Source organism: Bacillus cereus group sp. Bce041, from assembly GCF_052646455.1.
Genome location: NZ_JBQXON010000001.1, coordinates 118,145 through 142,933, shown reverse-complemented (window position 1 = coordinate 142,933; position 24,789 = coordinate 118,145). Strand labels below are relative to the sequence as shown.

Genomic DNA, 24,789 nt, shown 5'->3' with positions numbered 1-24,789 from the left:
GGGAAATCACTTAACAAAGGATGATCCAACATGCTCGAAAAAACAACGAGAATGAACTATTTATTTGATTTTTATCAATCGTTGTTAACGCAAAAACAAAGAAGTTATATGTCGCTTTATTATCTAGATGATTTATCTCTTGGTGAAATTGCGGAAGAATTTGATGTAAGTCGCCAAGCCGTGTATGATAACATTAAACGGACTGAAGCGATGCTTGAAGAATATGAAGAAAAATTAGTATTACTTCAAAAGTTTCAAGAGCGACAGCGACTTGTTGCAAAGCTAAAACAGCTAATCAGCGAAGAAGAGCATGTAAATGAAGAAATGAAACAAGTTGTTGAAGCTATCGAAAAATTAGATTAGGAGGGCGGCAATATGGCATTTGAAGGATTAGCCGACCGACTTCAACAGACAATGCAAAAAATCCGCGGCAAAGGAAAAGTTTCTGAAGCCGATGTGAAAGAAATGATGAGAGAAGTTCGTCTAGCTCTTTTAGAAGCAGATGTTAACTTTAAAGTAGTAAAAGATTTTGTGAAGCGTGTGTCTGAACGTGCTGTCGGACAAGATGTAATGAAAAGTTTGACACCTGGACAACAAGTAATTAAAGTTGTACAGGAAGAACTTACAGAACTTATGGGCGGAGAGCAAAGCAAAATTGCTGTTGCTAATAAGCCACCGACTGTTATTATGATGGTTGGTCTGCAAGGTGCGGGTAAAACAACGACGACAGGTAAGCTTGCGAATTTGCTTCGTAAAAAGCATAACCGTAAACCGATGCTTGTTGCAGCGGATATTTACCGTCCAGCAGCGATTAAACAGCTTGAAACATTAGGGAAGCAATTGGACATGCCTGTATTCTCTTTAGGAGATCAAGTAAGTCCTGTTGAAATTGCGAAACAAGCGATTGCAAAAGCAAAAGAAGATCATCACGATTATGTTTTAATCGATACAGCGGGTCGCCTGCATATTGATGAAGAACTAATGGATGAATTAGCGAAAGTTAAAGAAGTTGCGAAACCGGATGAAATTTTCCTTGTTGTCGATGCGATGACGGGACAAGACGCGGTAAATGTTGCGCAAAGTTTCCATGAACAGTTAGGTTTAACAGGTGTTGTATTAACGAAATTAGATGGTGATACGCGCGGTGGTGCTGCATTATCTATTAAGGCTGTAACAAACACGCCGATTAAATTTGCTGGTATGGGTGAAAAACTAGATGCAATTGAAGCGTTCCATCCAGAGCGTATGGCATCCCGTATTTTAGGGATGGGCGATGTCTTAACATTGATTGAAAAAGCGCAAGCTACAGTTGATGAAGAGAAAGCGAAAGAACTTGAGCAAAAAATGCGTACGCTTTCGTTTACGCTTGACGATTTCCTAGAACAACTTGGACAAGTGCGTCAACTTGGGCCGCTTGATGAATTGTTAGGAATGCTTCCTGGTGCAAATAAAATTAAAGGGCTGAAAAATGCACAAGTTGATGAAAAACAAATTGGGCATATTGAGGCAATTATTCGTTCTATGACTAAATTAGAACGAGAACAACCGGAAATAATCAATGCTAGTCGCAAAAAGCGCATTGCCAAAGGTAGCGGTACAACTGTACAAGAAATCAATCGTCTAATTAAACAATTCGATGACATGAAAAAAATGATGAAGACGATGACGGGAATGCAAAAAGGTAAGAAAAAAGGACTAGGTGGATTGAAGTTTCCATTCATGTAAGGAAAAAAAGATGGCTCTGTTAAGAAAAAATACTTTACAAAGCAATAGTCTTTTTGCTAATATAATTATCTGTGTGAAATAAATTCGGAGGTGCTTTATAAATGGCAGTTAAAATTCGTTTAAAACGTATGGGAGCTAAAAAAACTCCTTTCTATCGTGTAGTTGTTGCAGATTCTCGTTCTCCTCGTGACGGACGTTTCATTGAGGAAATCGGAACTTACAATCCAGTTGCTCAACCAGCTGAAGTTAAGATCAACGAAGAAGCAGCATTAAAATGGTTAGGAAATGGTGCTAAACCATCTGATACAGTTCGTAACTTATTCTCTAACCAAGGTATCATGGAGAAATTCCACTTATCTAAACAAGGTAAGTAATTGAGGCAATGACTATGAAGAAGTTAGTCGAGACGATTGTCAAGCCTCTTGTCGATTATCCTGAAGATGTAAAAGTTACACAGGAACTTTGCAACGGAGAGATAAAGTATCGATTAACTGTACATCCTGAGGATGTTGGAAAAGTCATTGGAAAGCAAGGGAGAGTTGCGAAAGCGATTCGAATGCTCTTGTATTCAGTGGGACATCATAATGATGAAAAAGTAACACTGGAAATTCAATAAACGTAAAAAAGGGCGAGGAGTTATTCCTCTCCCTTTTTTAACATTTAAATAGAGAGTGCATGTTCCATCTGTGAAATGGAGATGCTTAATTTATATAGAAACCAGGGGTGACATACTATTTATGACAAAATGGTTTAACGTAGGGAAAATTGTAAATACTCATGGCGTAAGAGGAGAAATCCGTGTTATTTCTCGTACTGATTTTCCAGAAGAGCGATATAAAGTAGGAAACACGTTATACATATCGAATGAGAAAGGCGCAGACTACCTTCCGGTGAAGGTAACTTCTCATCGCCAACATAAGACATTCGATTTATTAACATTTGAAGGATATAACAATGTAGATGAAGTAGAGAAGTTTAAAGGTTCTTTAATAAAAGTACCAGAAGAGCAGTTAGGTGAACTTGCTGAAGGTGAATACTACTATCATGAAATTATTGGTTGCAGTGTTGTAACGGAAGAAGGAGAAGCGCTAGGGACAATCAAAGAGATTCTATCTCCTGGTGCAAATGATGTTTGGGTAATTAAACGCCCGAAGGGTCAAGATCTCTTAATTCCTTATATCGATGACGTTGTACTTCAAGTTAATATTGAAAATAAATTAGTAACCATTCATGTAATGGAAGGGCTGCTATAATGAAAATTGATATTTTAACGTTGTTCCCAGACATGTTTACCGGTGTATTTGGATCTTCTATATTAAAGAAGGCACAAGAAAAAGAAGCGGTAAACCTTCGTGTTGTTAACTTTCGTGATTATACAACAAGTAAGCATAATAGTGTAGACGATTATCCTTACGGCGGAGGAGCTGGTATGGTGCTTACTCCTCAGCCTATTTTTGATGCTGTAGAAGATTTGACGAAAGAGACAGAGCGTAAGCCTAGAGTTGTCTTAATGTGTCCGCAGGGCGAAAGATTTACGCAGAAGAAAGCGGAAGAGCTTGCAGGGGAAGAACATTTGATCTTCGTATGTGGGCATTATGAAGGGTATGACGAACGAATTCGTGAGCATCTCGTAACGGATGAGATTTCTATTGGTGACTATGTATTAACGGGCGGAGAATTAGCCTCTATGGTTATTACTGATAGTGTTGTACGTCTCTTGCCAGGTGTGCTAGGAAATCATGCTTCACAAGTAGAGGATTCGTTTAGTACAGGTTTATTAGAGCATCCTCATTATACACGTCCGGCTGATTTTCGTGGTATGAAGGTACCGGATGTATTAATGTCAGGGAATCATAAAAACATTGATGAATGGCGACATAAGGAATCTTTGCGTCGAACGTATACGCGTAGACCGGATTTGTTAGATGAGAGAGAGTTATCTAAACAAGAGAAAAAATGGCTTGAGGAAATAAAGCGAGAGCAGTAATAACTTCATATATTTGCTATTGCAACAGGCCTAGTAATATGCTATTATAACATTTGTGCTACTGAAATCAGTAGCCGTATTAACGATGTTCCGCTGTAATTTATTAAGACTTTATAAGAGCATCTGTTTAAAGGAGAGAATTTAATATGCAACAATTAATCGCAGAAATTACAAAAGGCCAATTAAAAACTGACCTTCCTTCATTCCGTCCTGGTGACACTTTACGTGTACACGTAAAAGTTGTTGAGGGAACTCGTGAAAGAATTCAGCTTTTCGAAGGTGTTGTAATTAAACGTCGTGGTGGCGGAATCAGTGAAACATTCACAGTTCGTAAGATTTCTTACGGTGTAGGTGTTGAGCGTACATTCCCAGTTCACACGCCAAGAATCGCGAAAATCGAAGTACTTCGCCGTGGTAAAGTACGTCGTGCTAAGTTATACTACTTACGTAACCTTCGCGGTAAAAAAGCACGTATTAAAGAAATTCGATAAGACATGTATGGGAGCTTGTAAATGCACAAGCTCCCTTTTTCCAATCTATATGAAATTTTGGTATAATACGAGCAGTTTACATAACCGTGGAGGGGAAATGCATGAAAAAAGAGAAGAGTTCACTTTGGGAATGGATTAAGGCAATTTTGATTGCTGTTGTATTAGCTGGTGTTATTAGACAGTTTTTCTTTGCGCCAATTCTCGTAGACGGGGTATCGATGGCACCTACTTTACATGATCGTGATCGAATGATTGTGAATAAAATTGGTTATCACATTGGAGATCCAAAACGCTTTGATATTATCGTATTTCGAGCAACAGAAGATAAAGATTACATTAAGCGCATTATAGGCCTGCCAGGCGATGAAATAGAGTATCGTAATGATAAACTGTATGTTAACGGAAAGGCTTATGAGGAGCCGTATTTAGACAAGCAGAAAAAGCAAATTGCTGACGGACCGCTTACATATGATTTTAATCTTGAAGAAATGACAGGCAAGAAAACCGTTCCAAAAGATCAATTATTTGTTTTAGGTGATAATCGTCGTTTTAGTAAAGATAGCCGTTCAATCGGTACGATTTCAATGGATCAAGTAATTGGTAAAGCTAATATGTTATATTGGCCGTTAGAAGACGCACGTATTGTGAAATAAATGAAAAAGAAGGTGGCAACATGGTAATTCAATGGTTTCCAGGGCATATGGCGAAGGCTAGACGCCAAGTAACGGAGAAATTAAAATTAATTGATGTTGTAATTGAACTTGTAGATGCTCGATTACCATTATCATCTCGAAACCCAATGATTGATGAAATCATTACACATAAGCCAAGGCTTGTTGTTTTAAATAAAGCGGATATGGCGGATGATTGTTTAACAAAACAATGGATCGCATATTTTAAAGAAAAAGGTCATATGGCAATTTCGATTAACGCGCAAGCTGGACAAGGTATGAAGGAAATTGCAGCAGCTTGTAAAGTGCTTGTTAAAGAAAAATTTGATAAAATGGTTGCAAAAGGTATTAGACCGAGAGCGATTCGTGCATTAATTGTAGGTATACCAAATGTTGGTAAATCTACATTGATTAATAAATTGGCAAAGAAAAATATTGCTAAAACAGGAGATCGTCCAGGTGTGACAACAGCTCAACAATGGATTAAAGTTGGGAAGGAAATGGAATTGTTAGATACACCAGGTATTCTGTGGCCTAAATTTGAAGATCAATTAGTGGGTCTTCGTTTAGCGACAACGGGTGCAATTAAAGATTCAATTTTAAATTTACAAGATGTAGCTGTTTACGCATTACGTTTTATGGAGAAACATTATCCAGAACGCTTGAAAGAACGCTATAATTTAAATGAGATTCCAGAAGATATTGTGGAATTATTCGATGCAATTGGAAAAAATAGAGGCTGCTTAATGGGCGGCGGAATGATTGATTATGATAAGACATCTGAGCTTGTGCTTCGTGAGCTTCGTGGTGGCAAACTTGGAAAAATGACGTTTGAAACACCGGAAGAGTTTGGAGAGCAAGTGGAAGATGTGGAAAAAATAGAAGAAGTATAAGACGTGCGTTTGTGCGTCTTTTCTTTTTGGATATGTTTAAAAAGGAGCTTGTATAAATGCAAACTATGACGATAAAAGAAGCGGAAAATGTATTGAAAGAAATTATGAATGAAGAAGATGATCGCTTTCAACTGTTAATGAAAGATGATCGAAAAGGTGTTCAAAAGCTCGTTTTGAAGTGGTATAAACAAAAAGAGTTAGAACAGAAAGAAAAAGAGAAGTTTTTTGAAATGTCCAAGTATGAAAATGCTTTGCGTGAAAAAGGGGTCACATATATCGCGGGTATTGATGAAGTAGGGCGCGGGCCATTGGCTGGGCCTGTTGTGACGGCAGCTGTCGTTCTTCCTGAGGATTTTTATATTCCAGGGTTAAATGACTCGAAAAAGTTGAGTGAAGCGAAACGTGAGCGTTTTTATGATGAAATAAAAGTACAAGCAATTGCAATTGGAGTAGGAATTGTATCACCGCAAGTTATTGATGACATTAATATTTACCAAGCAACGAAACAAGCGATGTTAGATGCAGTTGCAAATTTATCTTGTACACCTCAACATTTATTAATTGATGCGATGAAGCTTCCTACACCAATTCCGCAAACATCAATTATTAAAGGTGATGCGAAAAGTGTTTCGATTTCAGCAGCATCCATTATAGCAAAAGTAACGAGAGATCGTATGATGAAAGAACTGGGAGAGAAGTATCCTGAATATGGATTTGAGCAACATATGGGATATGGCACAAAGCAACATTTAGAGGCAATTGAAGTGCATGGAGTACTAGATGAACACCGCAAGTCATTCGCACCAATTAAAGATATGATTCAAAAATAAGCTGTAAATATACAGCTTATTTTTTTATTTTGGCATATAAACATTACTATTTTCGAAAAAGAATAAAGCGATTTCAGTTTTCTGACACTTTATTGTAGACAGCGTGCCAATCATCTTATACAATGGCAATGTAATGTTTTTTAAACATTAAAAAACTTTTCGAGTAAAACAGGAAAACAGGGGAGGATGGGACCATGAATATCCATGAGTACCAAGGTAAGGCAGTCCTTAGAAGCTATGGGGTTAGCGTTCCGAACGGGAAGGTTGCGTTTACAGTAGAAGAAGCTGTAGAAGCAGCGAAAGAATTAGGAACAGATGTATGTGTAGTGAAAGCACAAATTCACGCTGGTGGACGCGGCAAAGCTGGCGGAGTAAAAGTTGCGAAAAATTTAGATGAAGTTCGTACATATGCAGAAAGCATTTTAGGAACTACACTTGTGACACATCAAACAGGTCCTGAAGGTAAGGAAGTAAAACGCTTACTTATCGAAGAAGGTTGCGATATTAAAAAAGAATATTATGTAGGTCTAGTTTTAGATCGTGCAACTTCTCAAGTTGTTTTAATGGCGTCTGAAGAAGGCGGAACAGAAATTGAAGAAGTAGCAGAAAAAACACCTGAAAAAATCTTTAAAGAATATATTGATCCAGCAGTAGGCTTGCAAGGTTTCCAAGCGCGCCGAATTGCATTTAACATCAATATTCCAAAAGAGCTTGTAGGACAAGCTGTGAAGTTTATGATGGGCTTATATCGTGCGTTTATCGAAAAAGATTGCTCTATCGCTGAGATTAACCCACTTGTTACAACAGGCGAAGGTAAAGTTATGGCATTAGATGCAAAATTAAACTTTGATTCTAATGCGTTATATCGCCATAAAGACATTTTAGAGCTTCGTGATCTTGATGAAGAGGATTCAAAAGAAATTGAAGCTTCAAAATACGACTTAAACTACATTCCTTTAGACGGAAATATCGGTTGTATGGTTAATGGTGCAGGTTTAGCGATGGCTACAATGGATATCATTAAACATTACCACGGTGACCCAGCTAACTTCTTAGATGTTGGTGGCGGTGCAACTGCAGAAAAAGTTACAGAAGCATTCAAAATTATCCTTTCTGACAAAAATGTAAAAGGTATCTTCGTTAACATTTTTGGTGGCATTATGAAGTGTGATGTTATTGCAGAAGGTGTTATTGAAGCAACGAAACAAGTAGGTCTTGAGTTACCTTTAGTTGTACGTCTTGAAGGCACAAACGTAGAACTAGGTAAGAAAATTTTAAATGAGTCTGGCTTAAATATTGTTGCAGCAGAATCTATGGCAGACGGTGCACAAAAAATTGTTTCACTAGTGGGCTAATAGAAAGCGGGGGAGAAAAATGAGCGTATTAGTTAATAAAGATACAAAAGTTATTGTTCAAGGTATTACAGGTTCTCAAGGTTTATTCCATACAAAACAAATGATTGAATACGGTACGAAAATTGTCGGTGGTGTAACACCAGGTAAGGGCGGCACTGATATTGAAGGTGTACCAGTATTTGATACAGTAGAAGATGCAGTGAAAGCAACAGGCGCAAACGCTTCAGTTGTATACGTTCCACCCGCTTTTGCGGCAGATGCAATTATGGAAGCTGTTGATGCAGAAATTGATTTAGTAGTATGTATTACTGAAGGGATTCCTGTATTAGATATGGTAAACGTAAAGAGATATATGGCGGGTAAACATACACGTTTACTTGGACCAAACTGCCCAGGTGTAATCACACCAGATGAATGTAAGATTGGTATTATGCCAGGATATATTCATAAAAAAGGTCATGTTGGTATCGTATCTCGCTCTGGTACATTAACTTATGAAGCTGTACATCAGTTAACACAAGAAGGTATTGGCCAATCTACTGCTGTAGGTATCGGCGGAGACCCTGTTAACGGTACAGACTTTATTGATGCGTTAAAAGCATTTAATGAAGATGAAGAAACACATGCTGTAATTATGATTGGTGAAATCGGCGGTACAGCAGAAGAAGAGGCAGCTGAATGGGTAAAAGCTAATATGACAAAACCTGTTGTAGGCTTCATTGGTGGTCAAACAGCGCCTGCTGGCAAACGTATGGGCCATGCTGGTGCAATCATTTCTGGCGGTAAAGGAACTGCTGCTGAAAAGATTAAAACAATGGAAGCTTGTGGCATTAAAGTAGCTGAAACTCCAGCAGTTATGGGAGAAACGCTAATCTCTGTTTTAAAAGAAAAAGGTTTATTTGAGACTTGTAAAAACTATTAATCTGTTGAAAGACACCTTCTTACTTGAGGGTGTCTTTTTACACTTTTTTCTGTTTACATAATAAAAATTATGGGTAAGGAGAATCAAGATGAAAAGAGAGAGATTATTACATGTTCATTACTTGCTAGCAGATTATTGGAAAGCGATGGAGAGGCTACTATATGTCGATCCAGAATTAAAGAACATATATAATTTTAACGAAAAACAAATGGAACACTACACTGGAATATCCTCGAAAAAATCTTCAGAACTAGTAAAATTTCTTCAAAATTCAAATCTTCCGCAATATATATCTTATTTAGAGAGAAATCGTATTTTTTATATAACGATATGGGATGAAGATTATCCGCAATTATTACGTGAAATACAAGACCCTCCCTTCGTTTTATATGGAAAAGGAGAGAAAGATTTCCTGAATAAAGTAAATAAATTAGCAGTTGTTGGAACGAGAGAACCATCATTATATGGTCATGAGAGTTTGAAGTTTATTTTACACCCTTTATTAGAAAGAGAGTGGCTTATTGTCAGTGGGTTTGCAAAAGGGATAGATACAATGTCTCATGAGATTACAGTAAGGCATCATTGCCCGACTATTGCGATATTAGGGCATGGATTGTCTTTTATGTATCCGAAAGAAAATAGACATTTATATGAAATGTGGAAGGAATATATATTGTTATTGACAGAGTATCCGCCGCACTATGCACCGAAAAAATGGTATTTTCCAAAAAGGAACCGGATTATTAGTGGTATAAGTAAAGGTGTTTTAGTTGTAGAAGCGAAATCGAGAAGTGGAACACTTATTACTGCAGACCTTGCGTTAGAGCAAAATAGAGAGGTGTTTGCGCTTCCTGGACCTATATTTGTAGAGGGGGCATCGGGAACGAATCATCTTATTCAGCAAGGAGCAAAACTAGTAAGAAATGCAGAAGATATCTTGGAAGAGATTTTAAATTAACCTTATATTTTTATGTTTTTATTAAACAATTATTGACAAATGGTAGATTGGCACTGTATGGTATATTCATTCTTGATTGACAAAAACAAGAGAAATCAATAAGATTAATGAAGACTTGAATCCACCTCTTAAGGAGGCACTAGCATGTCAGATTACCTCGTAATCGTGGAGTCGCCTTCTAAGGCGAAGACCATTGAGAAATATTTAGGGAAAAAATACAAAGTTGTCGCGTCTATGGGACATGTTCGCGATTTGCCAAAAAGTCAAATGGGGATAGAAGTAAAGAACAACTTCACCCCGAAGTATATTACCATTCGTGGTAAAGGTCCCGTCTTAAAAGATTTAAAATCAGCGGCGAAAAAAGCAAAGAAAGTCTATCTCGCGGCCGATCCAGACCGTGAAGGGGAAGCGATTGCTTGGCATTTAGCGAATACGTTAAATGTGGACGTTGAATCAGATTGTCGGGTTGTGTTTAATGAGATTACGAAAGATGCAATCAAAGAATCATTTAAACATCCTCGTGCAATTAATATGGATTTAGTGGATGCACAACAAGCAAGACGTATACTTGATCGTCTTGTTGGTTACAATATTAGTCCTTTATTATGGAAGAAAGTAAAAAAAGGATTAAGTGCAGGACGTGTACAATCTGTAGCAGTTCGTTTAATCATCGAGCGTGAAAGGGAAATTCAAAACTTTGAACCTGAAGAATTCTGGACAATTAAAACAGAATTTGTAAAAGGAAAAGACACATTTGAAGCAAGCTTTTACGGTGTAGATGGTGAAAAAGTTCAATTAACAAATGAAACGCAAGTGAATGAAATAATTGAACAGATGAAAGACAATGCGTTTTCAGTTGAAAATGTAACGCGCAAAGAGCGAAAACGTAATCCTGCATTACCGTTTACAACATCTTCCTTGCAACAAGAAGCAGCACGTAAGTTAAACATGCGAGCAAAGAAAACAATGATGCTTGCACAGCAATTGTATGAAGGGATAGATCTTGGAAAACAAGGAACTGTAGGTCTTATTACGTATATGAGAACTGATTCAACACGTATCTCAGAAACAGCTCAAACAGAGGCTCGTACTTACATCACTGAAGCGTATGGTACGGAATACATAGGAACAGAAAAGAAGAAAGAAACGAAAAAGTCAAATGCGCAAGATGCGCATGAGGCAATTCGTCCTACTTCGGTAATGAGAAAGCCAGAGGAACTAAAAAGTTTCTTAGGTCGTGATCAACTTCGATTATATAAATTGATTTGGGAGCGATTTGTTGCAAGTCAAATGGCGTCTGCTATAATGGATACTGTGACAGCGAGACTCATTAATAACAATGTTCAGTTCCGTGCAAGTGGATCGGTTGTAAAGTTCCCAGGATTTATGAAAGTGTATGTAGAGTCAAAAGATGATGGTGCTGAAGAAAAGGATAAGATGTTGCCACCTTTAGAAGTAGGGGAAACTGTATTTTCAAAGGATTTAGAACCAAAGCAACATTTTACACAACCTCCTCCGCGCTATACAGAGGCTCGCCTAGTAAGAACACTTGAAGAACTTGGAATTGGAAGACCGTCAACATATGTACCTACACTTGAAACAATTCAAAAGCGTGGGTATGTAGGTTTGGATAATAAACGCTTCGTTCCGACTGAACTTGGTGAAATAGTAATTGAACTTATTTTAGAGTTTTTCCCAGAAATTATTAACATTGAATTTACTGCCAATATGGAGCAAAGCCTTGATGAAGTAGAAGAAGGAAATGCGAATTGGGTAAAAATTGTTGATGATTTCTACGTAGGTTTTGAACCGCGTTTAGAAAAAGCGGAAAAAGAAATGCGTGAAGTGGAAATTAAAGATGAACCAGCTGGGGAAGATTGTGAATTATGTAATCACCCAATGGTCTTTAAAATGGGTAAATACGGGAAATTTATGGCTTGCTCGAATTTCCCAGATTGTCGTAATACAAAGCCGATTGTGAAAGAAATCGGTGTTACTTGTCCAAAGTGTGATAAGGGTCAAATTATTGAACGCCGTAGTAATAAAAAGAAACGTCTTTTCTATGGGTGCGGTACGTATCCGGAATGCGACTTTGTATCTTGGGATAAGCCAATTGGTCGTAAGTGTCCGAAGTGCGAAGGCATGCTTGTAGAGAAAAAGTTGAAAAAAGGCGTGCAAGTACAATGTATTTCGTGCGATTATGAAGAAGAACAACAAATGTGAGCGTAACTGCTCACATTTTTTTCGGGAAGAAAAGGAAAGGTGATATAAATGACAACACAAGTAGTAAACGTCATTGGCGCAGGTCTTGCAGGAAGTGAAGCAGCTTACCAAATTGCAAAACGTGGTGTCCAAGTTAGATTATATGAAATGAGACCGGTAAGGCAAACGCCAGCTCATCACACAGATAAATTCGCTGAATTAGTATGTAGTAACTCACTTCGTGCAAACACTTTAACAAATGCAGTTGGAGTTATTAAAGAGGAAATGCGCTTAATGGATTCTGTAATTATTCGTGCGGCGGATGAGTGCTCTGTACCAGCTGGAGGTGCTTTAGCTGTAGATCGTCATGAGTTCGCAGCTAAAGTAACAGAATACGTAAAGAACCATCCAAATGTAACTGTAATGAATGAAGAAATTACAGATATTCCAGAGGGACCGACAATTATTGCTACAGGTCCATTAACATCTCCTGATCTTTCTGCAAAATTGAAAGAATTAACAGGAGAAGATTATTTCTACTTCTATGATGCTGCAGCCCCAATCGTAGAAAAAGACAGCATTGACATGAATAAAGTGTATTTAAAATCGCGTTATGACAAAGGTGAAGCTGCATATTTAAATTGCCCAATGACAGAAGAAGAGTTCGATCGTTTTTATGAGGCTCTAATTGCTGCTGAGACAGTGCCTTTAAAAGAGTTTGAAAAAGAAATTTTCTTTGAAGGTTGTATGCCAGTAGAAGTTATGGCAAGTAGAGGGAGACAGACGTTAGTATTTGGACCTATGAAACCTGTTGGATTGGAAGATCCCAAAACAGGAAAAACGCCATATGCTGTTGTTCAGTTACGTCAAGATGATGCAGCGGGAACTTTATACAATATCGTAGGTTTCCAAACTCATTTAAAGTGGGGACCGCAAAAAGAAGTGCTACAGTTAATTCCGGGATTGGAAAATGCAGAGATTGTACGTTATGGTGTAATGCATCGTAATACGTTTATTAATTCACCTAATTTGCTTCGTCCAACATATCAATATAAACAACGTGATGATTTATTCTTCGCTGGTCAAATGACTGGAGTAGAGGGATATGTTGAATCAGCAGCATCAGGATTATTAGCAGGAATTAATGCTGCGCGTCTTGTGCAAGGTGAAGAGCCAGTTGTATTACCGCCAGTAACTGCGATGGGTAGCATGGCAAATTACATTACGGCAACGAACGCTAAAAACTTCCAGCCGATGAATGCGAACTTCGGTCTATTTGCACCGTTAGAGAAGAAGATTAAAAAGAAAGCAGAACGAAATGAAGCGTACGCAGCACGCGCTTTAGAAACGATTCGAAATTTTGTAAATATTTAGTTAAATTTCTTGCAAAGGCTACTAAGTTGTGATACGATTTAGTAGCCTTTATTGAGGTGAGTTGTGTGAATGTGAAGAAATTGTTACAATTATTCGTTGGATATTTACAAATTGAAAGAAATTATTCAAAATATACAATTGCAAGTTATCAAAATGATTTAGAACATTTTGTGCAATTTATGGAACGAGAAGGCATATCCTCTTTTTTAGACGTTACATACGCGGATGTTCGTTTGTACTTAACGACGTTGCACGATGAAAAGTTAGCCCGTAAATCTGTCGCAAGAAAAGTATCAAGCTTACGAAGTTTATATCGTTTTTTGATGCGTGAAGGTTATCGAAAGGATAATCCGTTTGCACTTGCGTCACTCCCCAAAAAAGAATTGTCAATCCCAAAGTTTTTATATGCTGAAGAGTTAGAGGAATTATTTGAAGTTTCTGACACGGAAACGCCATTAGGTCAAAGGAATCAAGCTTTATTAGAGTTGATGTATGCGACTGGGATCCGTGTGAGTGAATGTGTCAATTTACAACTTACCGATATTGACTTTGCGGTGGGAACAATTTTAGTAATGGGAAAAGGAAAAAAACAAAGGTATATTCCGTTCGGAAGCTATGCGCAAGATTCTTTAATTACTTATATAGAGAATGGGAGAAAACAGTTAGTTAATAAGACTGACGAAGATTCTCATATGGTATTTTTAAATGCGAAAGGTACACCGCTAACAAGTCGTGGGGTTCGTTATGTTTTAAATGAACTCATTAAAAAGGCTTCGCTGACAATGCGGATAAGTCCCCATATGTTAAGGCATACATTTGCTACACATATGCTAGATGAAGGGGCGGATTTACGTACTGTACAGGAGCTATTAGGCCATGAAAATTTGTCGACGACACAAATTTATACGCATGTCTCTAAAGAAAGATTGCGTTCTGTTTACATGAAGCATCACCCGCGGGCATAAATTGCTTTAAAAGCTATAAAAACAAATAAAGGAGTTTTTTCTATGGGAAATTTCCACGCTACAACGATATTTGCAGTTCATCATAATGGAGAATGTGCAATGGCTGGAGATGGCCAAGTGACAATGGGAAATGCTGTTGTAATGAAACATACAGCTCGTAAAGTTCGTAAACTTTTCCAAGGTAAAGTTTTAGCTGGTTTCGCAGGATCAGTTGCTGACGCATTTACTCTTTTTGAAATGTTTGAAGGGAAATTAGAAGAGTATAATGGCAACTTGCAGCGTGCTGCTGTTGAAATGGCAAAACAATGGCGTGGCGATAAAATGTTACGTCAGCTAGAAGCGATGCTCATTGTCATGGATAAAACAACTATGCTCCTTGTTTCAGGTACAGGAGAAGTGATTGAACCGGATGATGGTATTTTAGCAATTGGATCTGGTGGGAATTATGCACTTTCTGCAGGTCGTGCTTTAAAGCAATATGCAAGTGAACACTTAACAGCGAAGCAAATTGCGAAAGCGAGTTTAGAGATTGCTGGCGATATTTGTGTTTATACGAATCACAACATAATTGTTGAAGAATTGTAGAATCGTAAGGGAGGCATTTTATATGCATTTACATTTTACTCCGCGCCAAATTGTGGAAAAATTAGATCAATACATCATCGGTCAAAAAGACGCAAAGAAAGCGGTTGCTGTAGCGTTGAGAAATCGATATCGCCGCAGTAAATTAGCTGAAAATTTACGTGACGAAATTGCGCCTAAAAATATTTTAATGATTGGACCGACAGGTGTTGGGAAAACAGAGGTAGCACGACGAATGGCGAAACTCGTTGGAGCACCTTTTATTAAGGTTGAGGCTACAAAATTCACAGAAGTTGGATATGTGGGTAGAGATGTAGAGTCGATGGTACGTGACTTGGTGGAAACATCGGTTCGTATCGTAAAAGAAGAAATGGTAGTGAAAGTTCAAGATAAAGCAGAAGAGCAAGCGAATCAACGTCTTGTTGAAATTTTAGTGCCGAGTCCGGAGAAGCAATCTGGATTCAAAAATCCATTAGAGATGCTTTTTGGAGGCGCTCAAAATTCGAATCAAACGTCTGATACACAAGAAGATGTTGAAATCGAAAAGAAACGTCAAGATGTGGAGAGAAAGCTTGCTGCAGGGCTTCTTGAAGAAGAAATTGTATCGATTGAAGTGACTGAACAACAGTCTTCCATGTTTGATATGTTACAAGGAACTGGCATGGAACAAATGGGAATGAATTTCCAAGATGCGCTAGGAAGTTTTATGCCGAAAAAAACGAAAAAACGTAAACTTTCTGTAAAAGAAGCAAGAAAACTCTTGACAAATGAAGAGGCACAGCGCTTAATTGATATGGATGAAGTTACACAAGAGGCTGTTTATCGTGCTGAACAGCTCGGGATTATTTTTATCGATGAAATTGACAAAATTGCTGGTAAGCAGTCGAATAGCGTAGATGTATCACGTGAAGGTGTGCAACGTGACATTCTGCCAATTGTAGAAGGGTCGAATGTTGCGACAAAATACGGATCAGTAAAAACGGATTATATTTTATTCGTTGCAGCTGGAGCGTTCCATATGTCTAAACCGTCGGATTTAATTCCGGAATTGCAAGGGAGATTTCCGATTCGAGTAGAATTAACAAAATTATCGACAGACGATTTTGTTAAAATATTAATCGAGCCTGACAATGCGTTAATTAAACAATATATGGCATTATTAGCGACTGAAGGTATAGAAATTGAATTTTCAGACGAAGCTATTCGTAAGATTGCTGAGATTGCTTATCAAGTTAATCAGGATACAGATAATATTGGAGCAAGAAGACTTCATACGATTATGGAGAAGCTCCTTGAAGATTTATCGTTTGAAGCATCTGAAATTACGTTAGAGAAAATAACGATAACACCTCAATACGTTGAGGAGAAATTAGCAACAATTGCTAAAAATAAAGATGTGAGCCAGTTTATTTTGTAATAGTGTCATCAGGTGACTCGCCCTAGTTTCCAAGTGATGAAAAAATATGTGAGTAACATGTAGGAGGAACTTTTGAAATGGAATTATTAGCAAAAACGAGAAAATTAAATGCGTTATTACAGAGCGCAGCAGGGAAGCCTGTAAACTTTAGAGAAATGTCTGACACAATGTGTGAAGTAATCGAAGCAAACGTATTCGTAGTTAGCCGTCGTGGTAAATTACTAGGTTATGCAATTCACCAACAAATCGAAAACGAACGCATGAAGCAAATGCTTGCAGAACGTCAATTCCCAGAAGAATATACACAAAGCTTATTCAACATTACAGAAACATCTTCAAACTTAGATGTGAACAGTGCTTACACAGCATTCCCAGTAGAAAACAGAGAATTATTCGGTCAAGGTTTAACTACAATCGTACCAATCGTTGGTGGCGGTGAGCGTCTAGGTACATTAGTATTAGCTCGTCTTGGTCAAGAGTTCTTAGATGATGATTTAATCCTTGCTGAGTACAGCTCAACTGTTGTAGGTATGGAAATCTTACGTGAAAAAGCAGAAGAAATCGAAGAGGAAGCGCGTAGTAAAGCTGTTGTTCAAATGGCAATCAGCTCATTATCTTACAGTGAGTTAGAAGCAATTGAGCATATCTTCGAAGAATTAAATGGAACAGAAGGTTTACTTGTTGCAAGTAAAATTGCTGATCGCGTAGGAATTACTCGCTCTGTAATCGTAAATGCACTACGTAAATTAGAAAGTGCTGGTGTTATTGAGTCTCGCTCTTTAGGTATGAAAGGAACATACATTAAAGTGCTAAACGACAAGTTTCTACAAGAACTTGCTAAATTAAAAACAAACTAATTTATAAAAAACTCTCCTCAATTGAGGAGAGTTTTTTGTGCAATGGATAGAAGATGCTTGTGAAAAGTGTCATAAGCGTGTTTTCTGGGAAAACTATTAATTGTATTTACTTCTTTGCTTAAAAGAAAAGAAGGTTGGTAATACTAGAATTCGAGTATGAACAAAGAAAGTTTTACATTGTTCGCATTTTCGACTTGATTGTAATATTTCAGTATGATATAGTAAGCAGTGGTGTCAGTACAAAGTACACACGTTTACTGATTTAAGTGTTGGTGCTACGTTTGTAGTTTCGCTTAGAGATGAAGTAAACGGAGGATATCAAAAACCATTTAGGAGGAACTATATTATGTCAGTAATTTCTATGAAGCAATTGCTTGAAGCTGGTGTTCATTTCGGACATCAAACTCGTCGTTGGAACCCAAAAATGAAGCGTTACATTTTCACAGAGCGTAACGGTATCTACATCATCGACTTACAAAAAACTGTGAAAAAAGTTGAGGAAGCTTACAGAACGATGCGCGACATCGCTGCTGAAGGCGGAGACATCTTATTCGTAGGTACTAAAAAACAAGCACAAGAAGCTATTAAAGAAGAAGCAACTCGTGCTGGTATGTACTTCGTTAACCAACGTTGGTTAGGTGGAACTTTAACAAACTTCCAAACAATCCAAAAGCGTATCAAGCGTCTTAAAGACATCGAAAGAATGCAAGAAGATGGTACTTTCGAAGTACTTCCTAAGAAAGAAGTTGTTCAACTTAAAAAAGAGTTAGAGCGTCTTGAGAAATTCTTAGGCGGTATTAAAGATATGAAAGGTCTTCCAAGTGCATTATTCGTAGTAGACCCTCGTAAAGAGCGTATTGCAGTTGCTGAAGCACGCAAATTACACATTCCAATCATCGGTATCGTTGATACAAACTGTGATCCAGACGAAATCGATCACGTTATCCCAGCAAACGATGATGCAATTCGTGCTGTAAAACTTCTTACATCTAAAATGGCAGACGCGATCCTTGAAGCAAAACAAGGTGAAGAAACTGTTACTGCGTAACAAAGTTGGAAAGGTGATAAGGGGTTCGGCCTTTTATCACCTTTTTTAAGGTATAAACACCTTTATAAAAGGTATAAATACATATTTTAGGAGGATGAAAAGTATGGCAATCACTGCTCAAATGGTAAAAGAATTACGTGAAAAAACTGGCGCAGGTATGATGGACTGCAAAAAAGCTTTAACAGAAACTAACGGCGACATGGAGAAGGCAATTGACTTCTTACGTGAAAAAGGTATTGCGAAAGCTGCTAAAAAAGCAGACCGCATTGCTGCTGAAGGTTTAACTTTCATCGAAACAAACGGTAACGACGCTTTAATCTTAGAATTAAACTCTGAAACTGATTTCGTTGCGAAAAACGAAGGTTTCCAAACACTAATTAAAGAATTAGCTGCTCACTTATTAACTAACAAACCAGCTAACGTTGAAGAAGCTATGGCTCAAACAATGGAAAACGGTAAAAAAGTTGAAGAGCACATCAACGAAGCAATCGCTAAAATTGGTGAAAAACTTACACTTCGTCGTTTCGAAATCGTATCAAAAACTGATGCAGATGCATTCGGCGCTTACCTACACATGGGTGGACGCATTGGTGTATTAACAGTTCTTGAAGGTTCTACTGATGAAGCTGCTGCTAAAGATGTTGCAATGCACATCGCTGCAGTTAACCCTAAATACATCGACCGCGATGCTGTAACAGCTGAAGAAGTTGAGCATGAGCGTCAAGTATTAACACAACAAGCATTAAACGAAGGCAAGCCTGAGAAAATCGTTGCGAAAATGGTTGAAGGCCGTCTAGGCAAATTCTTCGAAGAGATTTGTTTACTTGACCAAGCATTCGTTAAAAACCCTGATATGAAAGTTCGTCAGTTCGTTGAGTCTAAAGGCGGAACATTAAAAGGATTCGTTCGCTACGCTGTTGGTGAAGGTATCGAAAAACGCGAAGATAACTTTGCTGAAGAAGTAATGAACCAAGTAAAAGGTAGTAACTAATACAGATTAGGGAACACATTGTGTTCCCTTTTTTAAAATAAAGATGTAAGCAATTGGAGGTTCATTATGAGTAAACCGAAATATAATCGTGTCGTTTTAAAGCTAAGTGGAGAAGCTTTAGCTGGAGAGCAAGGATTTGGAATTAACCCAACTGTTATTAAGTCAGTTGCGGAACAAGTAAAAGAAATTGCAGAACTTGATGTAGAGGTTGCTGTTGTTGTTGGTGGCGGTAACATTTGGCGTGGAAAAATTGGAAGTGAAATGGGCATGGATCGTGCAGGGGCAGATTACATGGGCATGTTAGCGACAGTTATGAATTCATTAGCTCTTCAAGATAGCTTGGAGAATATCGGAATTCAAACTCGTGTACAAACTTCAATTGAGATGCGTCAAGTTGCAGAACCTTACATTCGTCGTAAAGCAGTTCGTCACTTAGAGAAAAAACGTGTTGTTATCTTTGCAGCAGGTACAGGTAACCCATACTTCTCTACAGATACAACAGCAGCATTACGTGCGGCAGAAATTGAAGCAGATGTAATTTTAATGGCGAAAAACAATGTAGATGGTGTATATAATGCGGATCCATCTATTGATCCAACAGCTACAAAATACGAAACGCTTACTTACTTAGATGTATTAAAAGAAGGTTTAGGTGTAATGGATTCTACAGCTTCTTCTCTATGTATGGATAATGATATTCCACTAATTGTATTCTCAGTTATGGAAAAAGGTAATATTAAACGTGCCGTTTTAGGCGAAAATATCGGAACAGTGGTAAGGGGGAAATAAATATGGGACAACAAGTATTGAAGTCTTCAAATGAAAAAATGGAAAAAGCAGTTGCTGCTTATTCTCGTGAATTAGCAACAGTTCGTGCTGGTCGTGCAAACGCGTCTGTATTAGATAAGGTACAAGTTGATTACTATGGTGCACCAACACCAGTTGTGCAATTAGCGAACATTACAGTTCCAGAAGCGCGTTTACTAGTAATTCAACCTTATGATAAAACTTCTATCGGTGATATTGAAAAAGCAATTTTAAAAGCAGATTTAGGCTTAAACCCTTCTAATGATGGAACTGTAATTCGTATTGCATTCCCTGCACTAACAGAAGAGCGTCGTCGTGATCTTGTAAAAGTTGTGAAAAAATATGCTGAAGAAGCAAAAGTTGCTGTTCGTAACGTACGTCGTGACGGAAATGATGATCTTAAGAAGCTTGAAAAAGCTGGCGAGATTACAGAAGATGATTTAAGAGGATATACTGAAGATATCCAAAAAGAAACAGATAAATATATTGCAAAAGTTGACGAAATCGCAAAAAACAAAGAAAAAGAAATCATGGAAGTGTAATAGCGATAACTTCGCAAATATGACCCTCTTCTTAAGGGGGTCTTTTTACACTTTTAGGCATACGTCTGCTTGCTGGAGGGTATGAATGATGTTTAAAAACTTTCCTTTTTTTAAAGGTAAAAAGGACACATCGTTTGATCATCTCGTTGAAGAAGTGAAAAAAGGATATATCCCAGAACATATTGCCATCATTATGGATGGGAATGGAAGATGGGCAAAGAGGAGAGCAATGCCTCGTATTGCGGGACATCATGAAGGTATGCAAGTTGTAAAGAAAATTACAAAATTTGCAAGTAAACTTAATGTGAAAGTGTTAACTCTCTATGCTTTTTCAACTGAGAACTGGAAAAGACCGAAAAAGGAAGTTGATTATTTAATGAAGCTTCCAGAAGAATTTCTAGGTACATTTTTACCAGAATTGATTGAAGAAAACGTACAAGTCCGAGTAATAGGGCAAAAAGATCGTCTTCCTACGCATACACGCAGAGCGATGGAGAAAGCCATGGAAGATACGAAAGAGAATACGGGATTAATTCTTAATTTCGCGTTAAACTATGGAAGTCGAGATGAAATCGTTTCTGCTGTGCAACATATGATGAAAGATAATGAGGAAGGAAAAATTCGTTCTGAAGAGGTAAGTGAAGAAATGCTTTCCTCCTACTTAATGACGAGTTCTTTACCTGATCCAGAGTTGTTAATCCGAACAAGCGGAGAGCTACGTATTAGTAATTTCATGTTATGGCAAATTGCATATTCGGAGTTTTGGTTTACAGACGTGTATTGGCCAGACTTCAAAGAAGAACATTTGCTAAATGCGATTACTGACTTTCAACATAGAGGGCGCAGATTCGGAGGCGTGTAGAAAGAGAGGGTTTGGTAGTGAAACAGAGAATTATTACTGGAGTGGTTGCTGCCGCGCTATTCATTCCCATCGTAATATACGGTGGCGTGCCTTTTACGGTTTTAGTGTATGCACTTGCTTCTATAGGTTTATATGAATTAATTCGTATGAATAAGCTTACGCTTATTTCAGTACCGACAGTTTTAGCTGCAGTATTATTGTGGATTCTTTTAATTCCAAGTAGTGCATCAGAACTGTTTACATGGATTGGATTAGGTAAATTGGAAATCACATTTGTGATTGTTTTATTACTTTTATCATATACAGTCCTTTCTAAGAATACATTTACTTTTGATAATGCTTCATTTTTACTGATGGCAACGACATATGTGGCAATGGGATTCTTATATTTAAATGAAACGAGAATATTAGGAATTAAATATGTATTTTGCGCATTATTTGTTATATGGGCTACTGATTCAGGCGCATATTTCGTAGGAAAAGCATTGGGCAAGAGAAAATTGTGGCCAGAAATTAGTCCGAATAAAACGATTGAAGGTTCATTAGGCGGTATCGTTTGTGGAATTATTGTGGCACTTGTTTACAACGTGTTCTTCCCAGTCGAATCGAATGTAGTAATTTTAATTGTGCTGACAATTATCATTTCTATTTTTGGACAAATTGGTGATTTAGTACAATCTGCTTTTAAACGTCATTATGGCGTAAAGGATTCAGGTACAATTTTACCTGGGCATGGTGGTATATTAGACCGAACAGATAGTTGGTTATTCGTTTTACCAATTCTCTACTTCTTATTACAATACAATTAATAAATGAACGAGGGGTTGGAGTCATGAAAAACATTAGTTTATTAGGTGCAAGCGGATCAATTGGTACACAAACTTTAGATGTATTACGCTCGCACCCAGACCAATTCCGTCTCGTTGCTTTTTCTGTAGGGAAAAATATTGACTACGCAGTAAAGGTAATTCAAGAATTTTCTCCGCAAATCGTCTCTGTGCAAAGAGAGGAAGATGTTTTAAAATTACAATCTGTTTCTGGTAATACAAAAATTGTATATGGTAGTGAAGGACTTTTAGAAGTAGCATTACATCCAGATGCGGAGATTGTAGTAAATGCTGTTGTAGGTAGCGTAGGGTTGTTACCAACACTTCGTGCAATTGAGGCGAAAAAAACAATTGGAATTGCAAATAAAGAAACGTTAGTAACTGCAGGACATCTTGTAATGGAAGCAGCACGAAAACATAATGTTTCGTTACTTCCAGTAGATAGTGAACATTCGGCTATTTTTCAGTGCTTGAATGGTGAAAATGAAAAAAGAATTTCTCGTCTTATTATAACGGCTTCTGGTGGAAGTTTCCGTGATAAAACGAGGGATGAATTGCATCATGTGACCGTAGAAGATGCGCTTCGACATCCAAACTGGTCAATGGGTTCGAAAATTACAATTGATTCTGCTACAATGATGAATAAGGGACTAGAAGTAATTGAAGCACATTGGCTTTTTGGTATCCCTTATGAGCAAATCGATGTTGTTTTACATAAAGAAAGTATTATCCATTCTATGGTTGAATTTGAAGATCGTAGTGTAATGGCGCAGCTTGGTTCACCTGATATGCGAGTACCAATTCAATACGCACTTACATATCCTGATAGATTGCCTCTTTCAGACACAAAACAGTTAAACTTATGGGAAATAGGGACGTTGCATTTTGAGAAAATGGACCAAGAACGATTCCGTTGTTTACGTTTTGCGTATGAAGCTGGAAAAGCAGGTGGAAGTATGCCAGCTGTAATGAACGCAGCGAATGAAGTAGCGGTTGAAGCCTTTTTACAAAAGAGAATTGGTTTCTTAACAGTGGAAGACCTCATTGAAAAAGCAATGAACCATCACAATGTCATTGCACGACCGAGCTTAGAGGAAATTTTGGAAATTGATGCGGCCACAAGACGGTTTGTGATGGAACAAATTTAGCAAAGGTGGTTATGGAATTGAATACAGCGATTGCCTTTATATTAATTTTCGGTGCACTCGTATTTTTCCATGAGCTAGGGCATCTATATTTCGCAAAAAGAGCAGGTATTTTATGCCGCGAGTTTGCGATTGGTTTTGGTCCGAAAATATTCTCATTTGAAAAGAATGAAACGGTGTATACGATTCGATTACTGCCCCTTGGTGGCTATGTAAGAATGGCCGGCGAGGATGCGGACACAGTTGAGTTAAAGCCTGGGAAAAAGGTTGGCCTTGTATTAAATGAAAAAGACGAAGTTGTAAAATTAGTTTTTGATGGATATGAAAAGTATCCAAATGTTCGTGTTATTGAAGTCGAACAAGCTGATTTGGAGCATAATTTAACAATTTCGGGCTATGAAGAGTACGAGGAAGAGCTTCAAACATTCCGAGTGAATGAAAAGGCTCGTATTATTACTGCGGGGGAAGAAATTCAAAATGCTCCGTATAATAGACAATTTGGCTCGAAAAAACTAGGGCAACGCGCTTTAACAATCTTTGCGGGTCCTGCAATGAACTTCATTTTAGCATTTGTTATTTTTGTGATTCTTGGATTTGTACAAGGGGTTCCTATTGACAAACCAATGGTTGGAAAAGTGATGGATAACAGTGCAGCACAGCAAGCTGGATTGAAAGAGAATGATACAATTCAAGCTATTGATGGGAAAAACACAAGTACATGGAAAGATGTTGTTACTATTGTACGTGAAAACCCAAATAAAGAAATTACGTTACAAGTAAAGCGTGATAATGAACAGTTTAATGTGAAAGTAACGCCAACACTCGATAAAGAAGGAAAAGACGAAGTTGGTAGAATCGGTGTGTATTCTCCTGTAGAGAAAACAGTAATGGGTTCTATTAAATCAGGATTTGAACAAACGTACCAATGGACGAAACTAATTTTTGAATCTCTTGTTAAATTAGTAACTGGTCAATTTTCTATTAATGAGTTATCAGGTCCAGTAGGAATTTATAATCTAACAGATCAAGTTGTAGATTATGGGTTTACGCGTGTACTAAGTTTAGCTGCAGTTCTAAGCATTAATCTTGGTTTATTTAATTTATTACCAGTTCCTGCTTTAGATGGTGGCCGTTTATTCTTCTTCTTAATTGAAGCGTTACGAGGGAAACCAATTGATCGCCAAAAAGAAGGAATGGTTCACTTTATTGGTTTTGCATTATTAATGTTACTTATGTTAGTTGTAACTTGGAATGACATTCGTAAGTTTTTCTTGTAAAATAAAGTGAAACTTATAATGAAATAGAGCTCGTAGAATAAAATCCCTCACCTAACTCGAG

27 protein-coding genes are annotated in these 24,789 nt (G+C 37.6%); all 27 read left to right on the top strand.

Annotated features, from left to right (window positions below; translation table 11 throughout):
* The first annotated feature begins 30 nt into the window (after nt 1–30).
* The 27 genes from ACUN13_RS00660 (at nt 31) to rseP (ending at nt 24,728) form a co-directional block, all read left to right on the top strand.
* Nucleotides 31–363, top strand: a complete 333-nt coding sequence (locus ACUN13_RS00660; protein ID WP_000891062.1) for a putative DNA-binding protein — start codon at nt 31–33, stop codon at nt 361–363.
* Nucleotides 364–375: 12 nt separating this feature from the next.
* Entirely contained in the window at nt 376–1,725 is a 1,350-nt protein-coding gene (gene ffh, locus ACUN13_RS00655; RefSeq protein WP_000863460.1) for a signal recognition particle protein, read from the top strand.
* A 101-nt stretch (nt 1,726–1,826) separates the two neighbouring features.
* Nucleotides 1,827–2,099, top strand: a complete 273-nt coding sequence (gene rpsP / locus ACUN13_RS00650; RefSeq protein ID WP_000268750.1) for a 30S ribosomal protein S16 — start codon at nt 1,827–1,829, stop codon at nt 2,097–2,099.
* Nucleotides 2,100–2,113: 14 nt separating this feature from the next.
* Nucleotides 2,114–2,341: a KH domain-containing protein gene (locus tag ACUN13_RS00645; RefSeq protein ID WP_000737401.1), complete on the top strand. Its 228-nt coding sequence runs from the start codon at nt 2,114–2,116 to the stop codon at nt 2,339–2,341.
* 121 nt (nt 2,342–2,462) lie between these two features.
* Nucleotides 2,463–2,978, top strand: a complete 516-nt coding sequence (rimM, locus tag ACUN13_RS00640) for a ribosome maturation factor RimM (protein ID WP_409531695.1) — start codon at nt 2,463–2,465, stop codon at nt 2,976–2,978.
* On the top strand, nt 2,978–3,712 hold the full coding sequence (gene trmD, locus ACUN13_RS00635) for a tRNA (guanosine(37)-N1)-methyltransferase TrmD (protein ID WP_000686903.1): 735 nt from the start codon (nt 2,978–2,980) through the stop codon (nt 3,710–3,712). The genes rimM and trmD overlap by 1 nt, the downstream gene beginning before the upstream one ends.
* A 146-nt stretch (nt 3,713–3,858) precedes the next feature.
* A complete protein-coding gene (gene rplS / locus ACUN13_RS00630) occupies nt 3,859–4,203 on the top strand; it encodes a 50S ribosomal protein L19 (RefSeq protein ID WP_001186516.1) in 345 nt (114 codons plus the stop codon).
* Nucleotides 4,204–4,304: 101 nt separating this feature from the next.
* Entirely contained in the window at nt 4,305–4,856 is a 552-nt protein-coding gene (gene lepB / locus ACUN13_RS00625) for a signal peptidase I (protein ID WP_000711853.1), read from the top strand.
* Between the two features lie 20 nt (nt 4,857–4,876).
* A complete protein-coding gene (gene ylqF / locus ACUN13_RS00620; protein ID WP_088343853.1) occupies nt 4,877–5,767 on the top strand; it encodes a ribosome biogenesis GTPase YlqF in 891 nt (296 codons plus the stop codon).
* A gap of 56 nt (nt 5,768–5,823) precedes the next feature.
* Nucleotides 5,824–6,597 carry a ribonuclease HII gene (locus tag ACUN13_RS00615; protein WP_001194265.1) on the top strand — a complete coding sequence of 258 codons (774 nt, stop codon included), beginning with the start codon at nt 5,824–5,826 and terminating at the stop codon, nt 6,595–6,597.
* Between the two features lie 194 nt (nt 6,598–6,791).
* A complete protein-coding gene (gene sucC / locus ACUN13_RS00610; RefSeq protein WP_001020791.1) occupies nt 6,792–7,952 on the top strand; it encodes an ADP-forming succinate--CoA ligase subunit beta in 1,161 nt (386 codons plus the stop codon).
* A 19-nt stretch (nt 7,953–7,971) separates the two neighbouring features.
* The gene (sucD, locus tag ACUN13_RS00605; RefSeq protein ID WP_000115178.1) at nt 7,972–8,874 is read left to right on the top strand and encodes a succinate--CoA ligase subunit alpha; all 903 of its coding nucleotides are present in this window, start codon (nt 7,972–7,974) and stop codon (nt 8,872–8,874) included.
* An 88-nt stretch (nt 8,875–8,962) separates the two neighbouring features.
* Nucleotides 8,963–9,832, top strand: coding sequence for a DNA-processing protein DprA (gene dprA, locus ACUN13_RS00600; RefSeq protein WP_000818059.1), 870 nt, complete (start codon nt 8,963–8,965; stop codon nt 9,830–9,832).
* Between the two features lie 144 nt (nt 9,833–9,976).
* A complete protein-coding gene (gene topA / locus ACUN13_RS00595; RefSeq protein ID WP_001286963.1) occupies nt 9,977–12,055 on the top strand; it encodes a type I DNA topoisomerase in 2,079 nt (692 codons plus the stop codon).
* A 48-nt stretch (nt 12,056–12,103) separates the two neighbouring features.
* Nucleotides 12,104–13,408, top strand: a complete 1,305-nt coding sequence (gene trmFO / locus ACUN13_RS00590; RefSeq protein WP_000213002.1) for an FADH(2)-oxidizing methylenetetrahydrofolate--tRNA-(uracil(54)-C(5))-methyltransferase TrmFO — start codon at nt 12,104–12,106, stop codon at nt 13,406–13,408.
* Between the two features lie 65 nt (nt 13,409–13,473).
* On the top strand, nt 13,474–14,373 hold the full coding sequence (xerC, locus tag ACUN13_RS00585; protein WP_001101243.1) for a tyrosine recombinase XerC: 900 nt from the start codon (nt 13,474–13,476) through the stop codon (nt 14,371–14,373).
* A gap of 42 nt (nt 14,374–14,415) precedes the next feature.
* Nucleotides 14,416–14,958, top strand: a complete 543-nt coding sequence (gene hslV, locus ACUN13_RS00580; protein ID WP_000526272.1) for an ATP-dependent protease proteolytic subunit HslV — start codon at nt 14,416–14,418, stop codon at nt 14,956–14,958.
* Between the two features lie 22 nt (nt 14,959–14,980).
* Nucleotides 14,981–16,372 (top strand): ATP-dependent protease ATPase subunit HslU, encoded by a 1,392-nt coding sequence (gene hslU, locus ACUN13_RS00575; RefSeq protein WP_000550078.1) that lies wholly within the window; start codon nt 14,981–14,983, stop codon nt 16,370–16,372.
* Between the two features lie 77 nt (nt 16,373–16,449).
* Nucleotides 16,450–17,229, top strand: coding sequence for a GTP-sensing pleiotropic transcriptional regulator CodY (codY, locus tag ACUN13_RS00570; protein ID WP_000421290.1), 780 nt, complete (start codon nt 16,450–16,452; stop codon nt 17,227–17,229).
* 346 nt (nt 17,230–17,575) lie between these two features.
* Nucleotides 17,576–18,277, top strand: a complete 702-nt coding sequence (gene rpsB, locus ACUN13_RS00565; RefSeq protein ID WP_000111485.1) for a 30S ribosomal protein S2 — start codon at nt 17,576–17,578, stop codon at nt 18,275–18,277.
* A 103-nt stretch (nt 18,278–18,380) separates the two neighbouring features.
* Nucleotides 18,381–19,268, top strand: a complete 888-nt coding sequence (gene tsf / locus ACUN13_RS00560; RefSeq protein ID WP_001018578.1) for a translation elongation factor Ts — start codon at nt 18,381–18,383, stop codon at nt 19,266–19,268.
* Nucleotides 19,269–19,334: 66 nt separating this feature from the next.
* The gene (gene pyrH / locus ACUN13_RS00555) at nt 19,335–20,057 is read left to right on the top strand and encodes a UMP kinase (RefSeq protein WP_000042668.1); all 723 of its coding nucleotides are present in this window, start codon (nt 19,335–19,337) and stop codon (nt 20,055–20,057) included.
* Between the two features lie 2 nt (nt 20,058–20,059).
* A complete protein-coding gene (frr, locus tag ACUN13_RS00550) occupies nt 20,060–20,617 on the top strand; it encodes a ribosome recycling factor (RefSeq protein ID WP_000531501.1) in 558 nt (185 codons plus the stop codon).
* An 85-nt stretch (nt 20,618–20,702) separates the two neighbouring features.
* Nucleotides 20,703–21,479 (top strand): isoprenyl transferase, encoded by a 777-nt coding sequence (uppS, locus tag ACUN13_RS00545; RefSeq protein ID WP_000971296.1) that lies wholly within the window; start codon nt 20,703–20,705, stop codon nt 21,477–21,479.
* A 17-nt stretch (nt 21,480–21,496) separates the two neighbouring features.
* Nucleotides 21,497–22,288, top strand: a complete 792-nt coding sequence (gene cdsA / locus ACUN13_RS00540; protein ID WP_000813592.1) for a phosphatidate cytidylyltransferase — start codon at nt 21,497–21,499, stop codon at nt 22,286–22,288.
* A gap of 23 nt (nt 22,289–22,311) precedes the next feature.
* Entirely contained in the window at nt 22,312–23,454 is a 1,143-nt protein-coding gene (gene dxr / locus ACUN13_RS00535) for a 1-deoxy-D-xylulose-5-phosphate reductoisomerase (protein ID WP_000790373.1), read from the top strand.
* 17 nt (nt 23,455–23,471) lie between these two features.
* Complete coding sequence (gene rseP / locus ACUN13_RS00530) at nt 23,472–24,728, top strand: RIP metalloprotease RseP (protein WP_409531707.1); 1,257 nt, start codon at nt 23,472–23,474, stop codon at nt 24,726–24,728.
* Nucleotides 24,729–24,789 lie beyond the last annotated feature (61 nt).